This window comes from Paenibacillus sp. FSL F4-0122, from assembly GCF_038002845.1.
Taxonomy (GTDB): Bacteria; Bacillota; Bacilli; order Paenibacillales; family Paenibacillaceae; genus Paenibacillus_AQ; species Paenibacillus_AQ odorifer.
The window spans coordinates 3654503-3667217 of record NZ_JBBODI010000001.1 but is presented as its reverse complement, the minus strand read 5'-3'; the positions used below and the strand labels follow the sequence as shown (position 1 = coordinate 3667217).

The window sequence follows — 12715 nt, the reverse complement described above, 5'->3', positions numbered from 1 at the left end:
TATGAATGGAAAAACCCGTGTGCAAGAATTGCACGCGGGTCCTGTAGGTTCATTCCTACATGCATAGGGCGAAAGCTATTTTTTTAGATTGTTTAGTTCATCTAGAACCGGCTGAACGAGGGATTGTTTGCTCTTAACCCATTCTTTCCAGTTCGCCTCTAGATCGCCTGGTTTCAAAATCAGGTTAGTGTATTCTGTAGCATAGTCAAAGGAAGCCTGATTTTTAGCCTTGGAATCATACAACTGGTAATCCCAGTCATATTCAGCCGTTGCTTTGTCTTTTAACGCAAGCTCAGCTTTTTCCTTGAACAGTTCTACAGAACGATCGCGATATTCTTTTTTGATCGCAGGGTTCACGACACTAAAGTCATCCGCCAAGACATACAGTCCTTCAAAACGGTTCGGATATTTCTTATCCAATGTTGTTCCTTCAGGGAGTAGGCTGATTAATTCGCCATTTTCGCCTTTTTTCCAATCTGTTCCTTCAAAGCCCAAGTTAACGGTCAATTGACCTTCTTTACTTGTTGTATATTCCATGAAGTCCATAATCCGTTCAAATTTCTCTTTGCTGATATCTGGCGAGAAGATTACAGCAGACCAGAAGTTAACTTGATCGAGGTTACGATATTTACCGTCATCGCCAAGTACAATAGCTGTGTGCACTAGGTCATCACTATTTACACCTAGGTTATCTTTCATTTTAACGTCCATGTCTTTTCTGTAAGAAGCCAAACCACCTAGACTCGTAATACCGGAAACACCGTTAACTGTGAACTTTTGGCCAGATTCGCCATTTTTCCAAGTATAAAACTCAGGGTGCAGTAATCCTTCTTTATAAGTAGTTTGAAGTTCTTTCAGTGCCGCTAACGTTTCATCGTTGGCTGGACCCCATTGGTATTTGCCATCTGCATCTTTATAGAATGCCGACTCTACTCTGGAATGCACGCTATTAGCCATTACAATATTAGTCAAAGCATCGTTGATGTCATAAGAAATAGGAATGAGTTTATCTCCTACCTTGCCAGGGTCTTTCTCTTTAAGCAATCTAGCAAATTCCATCAGTTCTGTAGTAGTGTAGGCATCTTTCAATTCAAAACCAACGGCTTTAGCCCAGTCAGAACGCAGAGCAATTACTCCGATTTGGTTAATGAGCGGATCTGCCGGCTTGTTCTCAAAGTATACCGGTCTTGGCAGAACATAAGTGCCACCTACCGCTTTCTCCAATTCATCGCCAAGTCCTGTCAGCTTATAAGCGGCTGCCACATTCGGCCAACGTTCTTTCCAGTCATCTGGCAGCTTGTACAGCAGCCCTTGATCAATGTAATTAAGAGCATCACCGTGAACATAGTTCCAGCTTGCTACGTCAGGAAGATCACCGGAGTTAATCCACAGGCGCAGCTTCTCAGCCCATGAATCCCATTCAATATAGTTGTAATCCCATTTAATATTGAACTTATCCGTAAAATATTTATGATACACGTTATCAAAATCAGATTCTGTTGTCTTAATGGTGCTGGCTAACGAAATCTTCAACTCATCTTTATATCCATCTGTTGGATTGCCTGAATTTCCGCTATTAGCATTATTGTCTGAGCTTGAGCATGCTGCCAACATGATTGGAGTAAGACATAAAACACCGGCAAGGATTGACTTTACAGATTTTCTTTTTAAAATATTCATTTTGTCCTCCTTAAATTGTGTGACTGACCCTCTTTTGTATGGATAAATCATAAATCCCTAGGTCTTGATAGCCCCTGTAAGTACCCCTTTGGCAAAGTGCTTTTGGAGCATTGGGAAGAAACACATAATAGGAACCATGGTAACGAATACTGCCGCCATTTTCATACCCATGGAGAATGATTGTTTACCCACTGCGTCAACACTTGTGGCATTCGATGCATTCACTTGGGCTTCCATAATGATAGATCGCAACACGTTCTGCAGTGGCATCTGATCCGCTTTCCGCAGGAAGATCATGGCGTCATACCATCCATTCCAGAAGGCTACTCCGTAGAACAGTGTGATGGTAGCTACGATTGGAGCAGATAATGGCAGGACTACAGAGAACAGGATTCTCCATTCCCCAGCACCATCAAGTCGCGCAGATTCCATCAGGGACTCAGGCAGACTGCTAAAATAGTTCGACATCAGAATCAGGTTAAACGCACTGAAGCTTCCAGCCAGAATAACTGACCAAAGGTTGCCTGTCAGATGCAGATCCTTCATCACCAGATACAAAGGTACAATCCCGCCATTAAAAATCATTGTGAACAGGACAAGCATAAAAATCAGCTTTTTACCCGGGAATTTATTGCGGCTAAGGCCGTAAGCCATACTTGTCGTTAAGAACAAGCTAAGCGGGAGTCCTAAGATTAAGATCTTAAAGGTATTCCAATACCCTGTCCCGATCCGCCCATCAGCAAAGAGTGCCCGATAGGATTCCAGTGTTGGGTTCTTCGGAAATAACATCATAGGGTTATCAGCGTATTCTTTTTGCGTAGAAAAAGAAATCATAATGACATTCCAGAATGGAATAAGAATGGCCAAAGCGCCTACACTCAGAATTACGAAAATCACATAATCCATAGCGGTCATTTTTTTATGGTCTTGCATAATGGTCAGCTTTTTTTTACTCATACATTTGCACTCCTTTCTTACCGGAATAAACCGTCTCCGCCCATAAGTTTGGCAGCTCTATCTGCCAGAATCAGCAGAATCATATTAACAAGTGAACGGAACAAACTGACTGCAGTGGAGAATGAAAAGTCTGTTGAAGACTGGAACGTGATTCGGTAGATATACACATCTAGTACTTCCGAGACATTTTTCGTTGCAGCGTTGCTCAAGTTAAAGATTTGGTCAAATCCAGATGACATCAGGCCACCGACAGAAAGGATAAACATAATCGTAATCGTCGGAAGAATGTTAGGCAGAGTAATGCGGAACATTTGCTGCAAGCGTGTAGCACCATCAATCTGTGCGGATTCATATTGGTCTGTATCAATACCAGAGATAGCGGCCATAAAAATAATGGCTCCCCAACCTGCTGATTTCCAGATATCCGTAAGATACAACATCGGAACGAACATTTTTTCAGAACCCAGGAAGTTAATGCCTGTCCCGCCAAACATTTGAATGAGGCTGTTAACCAGACCATCATAGGAAAGCACATTGATAACAACCCCGGATACTACGATCCATGACAGGAAGTTCGGAAATGTGAACACCGTCTGTAAAGCTTTTTTGTAACGATTCATGCGCAGTTCATTCAGCAGCAATGCCAATATGATTGGAAAAGGGAACTGAATAATCAGCTTACCGATGTTAATGGTTAACGTTCTCCATACGGCGTCAATAAAAGCCGGGTCACGGAACACATAGGTGAAATTCTCGAATCCGCTCCATGGGCTGCCCCAAATTCCTAAATTCGCTTTAAAATCTTTAAAAGCCAGAGATAGACCACCCATCGGCAGATAAGCGAATAGGAAAAGCCACACTAGTCCAGGAAGCACCAGAGTATAGACCATTCTGTTCTTCCAGACTTCTCTTAGGAACAGTTGGAATCTGCTGTCGTTTATTTTTTTAGCCGGTATTGCAACTTCGGATTTCAATTTGCATCTCCTCACTCTGCTTATGTCTTTTAGTTGTACAAGAAATCAAAGGTTGTCTTCAGATGTTCCTCCCAGAATCGCCATTCATGAGTTCCAGGGGTCTCAACATACTGAAATTCATAAGGGGTCGTCTCCAGGTAAGCTGCGAATTCCCGATTCATCTCCACAAACGGATCTTCCGAACCACAGCAAGTCAGAATCGAAGGCAGGTTACGTCTATCGTCGACCAATTTAGCGGCTAAAGCGTACAGATCCTGATCCGGCTTAATTTGTAAGCGTTTTCCAAAAGTACCCGCCATCTCCCTCGCCATGTCCTTGGACATTTGCGGATCGTTTAATCGTTTCTGGAGATCGGTAACTCCTGATAACGAAACCACTTTGCTATAACGCTCGGGATAGGTAAGTGCACATTTCAGAGCGCCATACCCGCCCATCGATAAACCAGCGATATACGTCTTCTGCGGATTATCATCCAACCTCATCATTCGGCCACAAAGCTCGGGAAGCTCATGGGTCACATAGTGGAAGTAATCCAGTCCGTACTCCATGTCTGTATAATAGCTCCTGTTTACTTGCGGCATTATGACTGTACAACCATATTGACTTGCATACTGCTCAATAGTAGTCATCCTGTGCCAAGTGCTGGCGTTATCACCAGCACCATGCAGCAGATAGAGCGTTCCTCCAGACATATTGCCTGAATCGACGGGGGAGATAATACTGATGGTCGTTGTCATTCTCAAGGTAGGAGAGCCTGTCTCAACTGTTAATAATGCCATGAGTTATCTCCTTTTCGTTCTTATTCATTTGTTTATTTTCTTGCAAGATCCCCGCTTAACCAGTACGGATTCGAATACCATATGTTTGTTTTGCGAATCACCTGTGATCAGGTCAAACAAAATTTCAACACTGGCCTTCGCCATATCCACTCCGGGTTGGCTGATCGTATCCAGAGATGGATGATAATATTCTGCCATTTCAATCCCGTCGAATCCGATAATCGAAACATCATTTGGAATTGATAAGCCCAAGGACAATAACGCCTTAGCCGCCCCAATGGCAATCGTATCTGATGCAGCAAAAACAGCAGTGATATCTTTTTTCTTATTGAGCAGACGTTTGGTAGCTGTAAAGCCAGAGCTGGGACTATATTCACAATCCTCTACCATTGAAGGGTCGTACTCAATTCCATGCTCCTCAAGCGCTTTGATATATCCCATAAGCCGCCGGTTGCCTGTTGTATTTTGCACCAGAGGAAATCTGGCCAAAAAACAGATATTGCGATGTCCTAATGAAATTAAATAGCTGACAGCCTTATAAGATTCCTGAAGATCATCAATGATCACGCTTGAAAAAACAGCAGGATCGACTTCTTTTGTAGTCGTGATGGTAGTCAGAACAAATGGAATTTTTAATTGTTTGAATTTATCTTCGGAGTGATCATACGTTCCGCCCATAAAAATTATGCCATATAGATTTTTTTCTTTTACAAGCTGTAGAGCGATATCGATCTCGTCTACTCCATCTTCTACATGCTGGATCATTAGCGGACATCCCCGCAGGTTCACCTGGCGTTCAACTTCCTTGATCATGTCTGCAAAAAACGGGTTTGAGATCCCTTTTACCATTAGCGCTATGGTATTGGATCGCGTCTTTTTCAAGTTGCTCGCATTACCATTTGGAATATAGTTATGTTCTCTAACAACCGCCATTACTTTAGCTCTAGTTGTATCGCTTACAACACCGCTATTATTGATTACTCTGGAGACTGTGGCGATACCCACGCCTGATAGCTTTGCAATATCTTTGATATTCATATTTACCTTGCTCCACTCCTATGATGAGTCCCCCCTTCACCCGATGAAAATCAGGTTGTGGAAACGCATGAAATGATGGGAAACGTTTCCCACGACATCATTTTGAGTCCTTAGCGTGTTTTTTCCGCTTACTTCGTCCATTATGAACAGGTAATTTTTATAAGTCAACTAAAAACACAAAAAAAATTGTGATTCATCACTTTTTATTTGGTTAAAATTACAATAAGTCTATAGTTACTCAATCTATAAATTAGAAATAAGTGGTATTTATATATCAATCAATAGTTTTTCTTGCTTTATTGACTTTGAAACAAGAATGGAATACCATCAATTTAGCGATTTTTATCGTTTTTACAGAAAACGTTTCCACTCATTTTTCTAGTTTTTCTTTTTGTCACTTCGCTATCCTAGCTAGGAATATCAAGAGAAAGAAGGACTCTTTTTATGTTGAACATGGCTCAATTCGCAGCTAAGGCTCGTGAACGAAACCTGAATATCTTCAATGTTCGTGTGCTTCAAAACGGAAACCTTGTGGGAAAACTGGATCTCACGGAGGATATTCGGCGCTTGCAGCATTCCGTCAGCAAGTCTTTTACTTCTATGGCAGTAGGTCTTGCCATTGATAAAGGGAAGCTGACACTGGAAACAACGCTTAAAGATGTTTTTCCGGAGTATGTCTCTCCTCTTAAACAAACACCTCCTTCCATGCAGCCCGGAGATATAACTTTGTTCGATTTACTGCGAATGAGTACAGGGCACGACTCCCCTCCATTTTGGGCTGAAGAGAGATTAGCCTTGAAGGATAAAAATTGGGTGCAGCATTATTTATCTCTGACTTTAGACAGAGCTCCCGGAGAGAAATTTACATACAGCAGCGGAGATACCATTATGATCTCTGCAATGGTGCAAGCCCGCGTCGGGCAAACCGTAAAGGATTATCTGGTACCTCGTTTGTTTGCACCTCTGGGTATAAACAATGTGGATTGGGAAACAACACCTCAAGGGGTAACCCTTGGCTGTGCCGGACTTCAGATTAACACGGAAGAGTTAAGCCGGTTTGGACAGCTGCTTTTACAGCAAGGAAAGTGGCAGGGCCAGCAACTGATCCCCGCAGCATGGATCGATTTTGTTACACAAAAACAGATCGACAATGATGGAATCGGCGACTGGGGAGAAGGATACGGCTGCCAATTCTGGCTCTGCTCCCACGACGCTTACCGTGCCGATGGCGCTCATGGACAATTCTGTCTTGTGGTGCCGGACGCTCAAGCAGTCATTGCAATTAACAGCATGGAAGATAACATGCAGGGCATCCTGGATATCGTCTGGGAGGAAATCTGGCCGCTTCTTTAGGAGCGGTCTTTTTTATGGCTTGAGGTTAGCGTGCGCATAATGGGTAATTTACATTCTTCGGCGATTAGTACATAACACCGCCAAGTAACCAGCGCTGTCGCAGGCTGAGGAAGCTTGCGGACTCAGATGACGTTATTTACTCATTTATCGCCTTTTGAGCAACGTTTCGGACTCCAGCGCAGCTATTGCTGAGAAAGTGGCTCTTTTGGGGCACGTTTGATACCAATAGCGACGATGGAGTCCGATAACATCGCAAATTCCGCACTTTTCAGCATTTAAGGTCATCTGGGTCCGATAGCAGCTGGGTATGTGCAAAATAAGTAACTCCTCACACCAAGTAACCAGCACTTTCTGTTGCTGAGGAGGCTTGCGGACTCAGATGACGTTATTTGCTCATTTATCGCCTTTTGAGATACGTTTCGGACTCCACTGCAGCTATTCTTGAGAAAGTGGCTCATTCGGGGCACGTTTGGCACCAATAGCGACGATGGAGTCCGATAACATCGAAAATCCCACACTTTTCAGCATTTAAGGTCATCTGGGTCCGATAGCAGCTGGGTATGTGCAAATATGGTCTAGATGTTCGAAGTTTGATGTTCAACGATGATTAGTAGCTAAACACGCCCAAGCGTTCACACCAATCGATGCTCAAACCGTAAGTCCCCACCATCAAACTCGCCATGCAGTCAACAACAATAGATGCACAACACCAAGTAACCAGCATTACTCAGACCGAGGAGGCTCGCGGACTCAGATGACCTTATTTGCTCATTTATCGCCTTTTGAGCAACGTTTCGGACTCCAGTGCAGCTATTCCTGAGAAAGCGGCTCTTTTGGGGCACGTTTGATACCAATAGCGACGATGGAGTCCGATAACATCGAAAATTCCGCACTTTTCTGCATTTAAGGTCCTCTGGGTCCGATAGCTGCTGCATATGTGCAAAATAAGTAACTCATCACACCAAGTAACCATTTACTTTCTGAGGCTGAGGAAGCTTGCGGACTCAGATGACCTTATTTGCTCATTTATCGCCTTTTGAGCAACGTTTCGGACTCCAGTGCAGCTATTCCTGAGAAAGCGGCTCTTTTGGGGCACGTTTGGCATCAATAGCGACTATGGAGTCCGATAACATCGAAAATCCCACACTTTTCAGCATTTAAGGTCATCTGGGTCCGATAGTTGCTACGTAATGTACAAATGTGGTCTAGATGTTCGAAGTTTGATGTTCAACGATGATTAGTAGCTAAACACGCCCAAGCGTTCACACCAATCGATGCTCAAACCGTAATTCTCCACCGCCTACAAGTAGCTCATCACACCAAGTAACCAGCACTTTCTGTTGCTGAGGAGGCTCGCGGACTCAGATGACCTTATTTGCTCATTTATCGTCTTTTGAACAACGTTTCGGACTCCAGTGCAGCTATTCCTGAGAAAGCGGCTCTTTTGGGGCACGTTTGATACCAATAGCGATAATGGAGTCCGATAACATCGAAAATCCCATACCTTTCAGCATTTAAGGTCATCTGAGTCCGATAGCTGCTGCGTATGTACAAATGTGATCTAGTCGTTTGAAGTTTAATGTTCAACGATGACTCGAATTTCGACGTTTAGTTCAAGAAGGAAGACAAAGGTATCCCGTGTGTGACCTCGAACTAAAACTCGCGCACGCAAAAACAGCCTTCCCGAAGGAAGGCTGTTAATTGACGTCCCGGAAGGGATTCGAACCCCTGACCGTGCGCTTAGAAGGCGCATGCTCTATCCAGCTGAGCTACCGGGACATATAAGAAATAAATACTATGTATTGACGCAACGATATTTATTATACCTTATTCAGCGGATTTTTCAAGTCAAAACAACTTAGAAAAATAATAAAAGAGTTTTCGGTGCGGTTTTTTTACACGTCAGTATAACCACAGGAAATGAAAAGAACGGCATTTCTGCCGTCCTTTTCAGCGATTCCAGTGTACACTTTACAAGCCTTCGTTATTTACTCCAGCTTTCGAAAACGCTTCTCCAGCTGCTTTTTCAAATCCCCAAAAGTGAGTAATTCTCTTTGAAACTTGGAATGCTCATCTTCTGGCGACATGAAGTTGCTGCCTGTAAATGCACTCGAGGTCACATCTTGAAAAGCGTCATGCATATTGTTATCAAACCAATCGGTAGAGGTATCAGCATCATTAGTCAGAATACGGACAATCTCATATCCCTCTTCACGCCGATCCTCAACGATATACACCAAAAGCGCAGGATCACTAACAGCACCCGGCAAAACACCCACTTCTGCACAAGGCGCACCATCGTACTCCATCATTCTGCGAATTTTGGCGTCTTTAATATAATACACCTGTCATCCTTCCCTCCTGGCAAATTCCCCTCTCCCCTAGTGTTCGGATAAGGACATACATTTTATGCCTTCCTTCGGCATATATCTGTATTACTTGGCAAAAAAGTAAGGACAACAATCGCACAAAAGAGAGGATGAACCATCATGTGCGGAATAACCGGATTTATCCAGTGGCGCGGAGATCTCACTCAGCACTCGCAGCTGCTGGTCAAAATGACTGAAACTTTAGCAAACCGCGGCCCCGATGCAGCCGGAACCTGGATCTCAGGCCCCTGTGCTTTCGGTCACCGCAGACTTAGCGTTATCGATCCGGAGAACGGTGCCCAGCCCATGATCACCCGCCATGAGGAACAGGTATACGCGATTGTTTACAACGGCGAATTATATAACGCCCTCGAACTCAAACAAGAACTTAAGCAGCGAGGGCATCAATTCCGCACCCAGTGCGATACAGAGGTGCTGCTGCATTCCTATATCGAATGGGGGCCGGATTGCGCAGAGAAGCTCAATGGGATCTTTGCTTTTGCAGTATGGGACGGTCTTCGCGACCAAGTCTTTTTTGCACGTGACCGTTTAGGTGTGAAACCCCTGTTCTATAGCAAGGTTGATGATGTGCTAGTTTTTGGCTCAGAGCCTAAAGCGTTGCTGCAGCATCCTAAGGTACAACCAATCGTGGGTCCTGAAGGTCTCGCAGAAATCTTCATCATCGGTCCAGCGCGTACACCGGGTCATGGTGTTTATAAGGATATGCAAGAGCTTCGTCCAGGTCATGCTATGATCTATAGCCGTGAAGGTCTGCGCAGTTACGCCTATTGGAAGCTGGAGAGCGCAAAGCATACTGACAATGAAGCAGAGACAGCCGCTAAGGTGCGTGAACTGCTCCAAGATACACTCGAACGCCAACTGGTCTCAGACGTCCCTGTTTGCTCTCTTTTGTCGGGAGGGCTGGATTCCAGTGCGCTGACGGCACTTGCAGTGGATTACTACAAACGGAATGGTCAGGGACAAGTGGATACTTATTCCGTAGACTATGTAGATAACGACAAACATTTCAAAAGTCATACTTTCCAGCCGGGAGCAGATGGGCCGTGGATTAAACGAATGGTCGATGAATTGAATACAAACCACCACTACATCTCGTTCGATACCCCGGAGCTTGTAGAAGCGCTGGATAATGCTTTGTACACTAGGGATTTACCAGGGATGACCGATGTGGACTCTTCGTTGTACTTATTTTGCCGGGAGATTAAAAAGAACGCGACAGTAGCTATTTCTGGTGAAGCTGCGGATGAGATTTTTGGCGGATACCCTTGGTTCCACCGTGAGGAAATGCTCTCCTCAGGCACTTTTCCTTGGTCAGTTGCTCCGAAAATGCGTGCAAGTCTACTTTCCCCAGAAATTAACGAGTGGATCCGTCCACTGGAATATTTGGGTGACAGATATAGCGATGCGGTGGCTGAAGTTCCAAAGTTGGATGGAGAAACGGGAAAACAAGCACAAATGCGCGTCATGTCCTATCTGAATATCACCCGCTTCATGCCTACTCTACTAGACCGTAAAGACCGAATGAGCATGGGCGCAGGGCTAGAGGTACGTGTTCCATATTGTGATCACCGACTCGTTCAATATGTATTTAATATTCCTTGGGAAATCAAGAATCTGGGGGGCCGTGAAAAAGGGATTTTACGTAAATCTCTTGAAGGCATTCTTCCAGACGATGTGCTCTACCGCAAAAAAAGCCCTTACCCCAAAACTCATAATCCTGCCTATTTAGATGCGGTACGAACTCAAGTTTTAAACATTCTGGATGACTCCACTTCCCCCCTACTTCCGCTAATTGATGCTGCCAAAATCCGTGAGATCGCCGCTTCCCCGGAATCCTCAACCAATCTGCCTTGGTTCGGCCAGCTCATGTCCGGTCCTCAGCTGTTTGCTTACCTCGCCCAAGTGGATCTCTGGCTGCGTAAATATAACGTCTCCATCCAATAAGCGCGTAGACAACTGAGGTAATCGACAAGCCAAACAGCAAGTCTCCATATCCGGTGGCTTGCTGTTTGGCTTGTATTTGCAAAGGATTACTCTACGATCTTATCTGAACGACCTTTAAAAGTTAAAGTTGTCCGGGTCCGGGCCAAATCGATGGTCTTTGTTCAAGCCCTCGATAGCTTTGACATCCTCATCACTAAGCGTAAAGTCAAAGAATCCTGCATTCTCCTTGATTCGATCCGCATGTACGGATTTAGGTATCGTAATGACACCTTGCTGCAAATCCCAGCGAAGTACAATTTGAGCAGGGGTCTTACCATACTTCTCAGCCAACTCTTTTAAGAGCGGTAGGTCAAGATTCCCCTGCATTAATGGACTCCATGCTTCAAGCTGAATGCCCTGTTCATTGGCATATTTCAACAGCTCACGCTGAGTTAACAGCGGATGGAATTCCACCTGATTCACCACAGGCACCACTCCGGTATCCTCGATGATATCTTTCAGATGATGAACCTGAAAATTGCTCACGCCGATAGATTTGATGAGGCCTTCTTTTTGCAGATGAATTAAGGCCTTCCATGTCTCACGATATTTTCCTGCCACCGGCCAGTGTATGAGATACAGATCTAGATAGTCCAGACCTAGCTTGCGCCGGCTATCCTCGAACGCTTTTAGCGTAGACTCATAACCTTGATCAGGATTTCGTACTTTAGTCGTAATAAACAACTCATCACGGGCCACTCCACAATCACGAATAGCTTGTCCTACGCCTTCTTCGTTATTGTATCCGGCTGCCGTATCAATACTGCGATATCCTAATTCCACTGCGGTTTTGACCGCATGAATAACCTCTTCGCCATCTTTAGTCTTATACACGCCAAGACCCAGCCACGGCATGGTCACCCCGTCATTTAAAGTAGGACCACCCGAGAACGGTGCATTCAATTCACTCATCGCTTAACCCTCCAAGCTTATTGTTATTTCGTTAAACATACTTAACCTATTTACCCACTTAAGAAGCAAACGCTACCATAAAAAGTATAGCAGATGGCTTCATCATTCCCCAAATCCTTATAAAAAAACGGAGGCGTAAGCGCCCCCGCTCTTCTTTATTTCTCAATTAGTTTGAAATCATCAAAGTGGAATTCAGGAGAAACAATACAGGATACCAGCGTCGGCTCTTTGCCTAACGAACGCGCGGCCTGCCATACTCCCGCTGGAACAACCACTTGTGGCTGCTGGCCTGCAGCAATATCGAGACCCAGAATAACTTCCTGCACATCCTCAGGCTTATCTCCATTACCTCCGAGACTAAGCACGATTGGACTACCGGAATGCCACAACCAAACTTCATCGGACAATACTGTATGCCAATCAGATTGTTCGCCTTCGTGAAGTAAAAAATAAATTGAAGATGCCGAATGACGTGATCCAGAATAGCTATCGCCTAACACTTCCTGCGAAATTTCAAATTCCGAATTCCAAAGTCTTTTGTACCAACCACCCTCAACGTGAGGCTGTAATCCAAGCAGTTCAACTAGCGGTGAAATTTCTTTTTGCGTCACAGTAGCTTCTCTCCTTCAAAGTTAGCATGAACAACAAT

Annotated in this window: 10 protein-coding genes and 1 tRNA gene; 2 read left to right on the top strand and 9 right to left on the bottom strand. The window is 44.5% G+C overall.

From position 1 onward, the window contains the following. Positions 1–75 precede the first annotated feature (75 nt). From MHH49_RS15815 to MHH49_RS15795, 5 genes are all read right to left on the bottom strand, one after another. Positions 76–1680: an extracellular solute-binding protein gene (locus tag MHH49_RS15815; RefSeq protein WP_076129208.1), complete on the bottom strand. Its 1605-nt coding sequence runs from the start codon at positions 1678–1680 to the stop codon at positions 76–78. A gap of 57 nt (positions 1681–1737) precedes the next feature. Beyond that, positions 1738–2637: a carbohydrate ABC transporter permease gene (locus MHH49_RS15810; RefSeq protein WP_036686985.1), complete on the bottom strand. Its 900-nt coding sequence runs from the start codon at positions 2635–2637 to the stop codon at positions 1738–1740. Between the two features lie 17 nt (positions 2638–2654). Further along, a complete protein-coding gene (locus tag MHH49_RS15805) occupies positions 2655–3527 on the bottom strand; it encodes an ABC transporter permease (protein WP_341138788.1) in 873 nt (290 codons plus the stop codon). 113 nt (positions 3528–3640) lie between these two features. After that, positions 3641–4390, bottom strand: coding sequence for an alpha/beta hydrolase (locus MHH49_RS15800; protein WP_339809299.1), 750 nt, complete (start codon positions 4388–4390; stop codon positions 3641–3643). A 24-nt stretch (positions 4391–4414) separates the two neighbouring features. Beyond that, positions 4415–5428 carry a LacI family DNA-binding transcriptional regulator gene (locus tag MHH49_RS15795; RefSeq protein ID WP_341138254.1) on the bottom strand — a complete coding sequence of 338 codons (1014 nt, stop codon included), beginning with the start codon at positions 5426–5428 and terminating at the stop codon, positions 4415–4417. A gap of 444 nt (positions 5429–5872) precedes the next feature. On the opposite strand from MHH49_RS15795, the gene MHH49_RS15790 reads away from it, so the two are divergent. Further along, a complete protein-coding gene (locus MHH49_RS15790; protein ID WP_076297355.1) occupies positions 5873–6781 on the top strand; it encodes a serine hydrolase domain-containing protein in 909 nt (302 codons plus the stop codon). A 1705-nt stretch (positions 6782–8486) separates the two neighbouring features. Here MHH49_RS15790 and MHH49_RS15785 read toward each other — a convergent pair. Both MHH49_RS15785 and MHH49_RS15780 read right to left on the bottom strand, forming a co-directional pair. Continuing rightward, positions 8487–8560, bottom strand: a tRNA-Arg gene (locus MHH49_RS15785). A gap of 209 nt (positions 8561–8769) precedes the next feature. Next, entirely contained in the window at positions 8770–9126 is a 357-nt protein-coding gene (locus MHH49_RS15780) for a hypothetical protein (RefSeq protein WP_036686975.1), read from the bottom strand. A 144-nt stretch (positions 9127–9270) separates the two neighbouring features. Between MHH49_RS15780 and asnB the strand changes: the two genes are divergently transcribed. Then, the gene (gene asnB, locus MHH49_RS15775) at positions 9271–11115 is read left to right on the top strand and encodes an asparagine synthase (glutamine-hydrolyzing) (RefSeq protein WP_341042942.1); all 1845 of its coding nucleotides are present in this window, start codon (positions 9271–9273) and stop codon (positions 11113–11115) included. A 114-nt stretch (positions 11116–11229) separates the two neighbouring features. Here the strand turns inward: asnB and MHH49_RS15770 are convergent, their stop codons facing one another. Both MHH49_RS15770 and MHH49_RS15765 read right to left on the bottom strand, forming a co-directional pair. Further along, the gene (locus MHH49_RS15770; RefSeq protein WP_036686969.1) at positions 11230–12066 is read right to left on the bottom strand and encodes an aldo/keto reductase; all 837 of its coding nucleotides are present in this window, start codon (positions 12064–12066) and stop codon (positions 11230–11232) included. Between the two features lie 155 nt (positions 12067–12221). Then, positions 12222–12677 carry a cupin domain-containing protein gene (locus tag MHH49_RS15765; protein WP_036686965.1) on the bottom strand — a complete coding sequence of 152 codons (456 nt, stop codon included), beginning with the start codon at positions 12675–12677 and terminating at the stop codon, positions 12222–12224. Between the last annotated feature and the right edge of the window lie 38 nt (positions 12678–12715).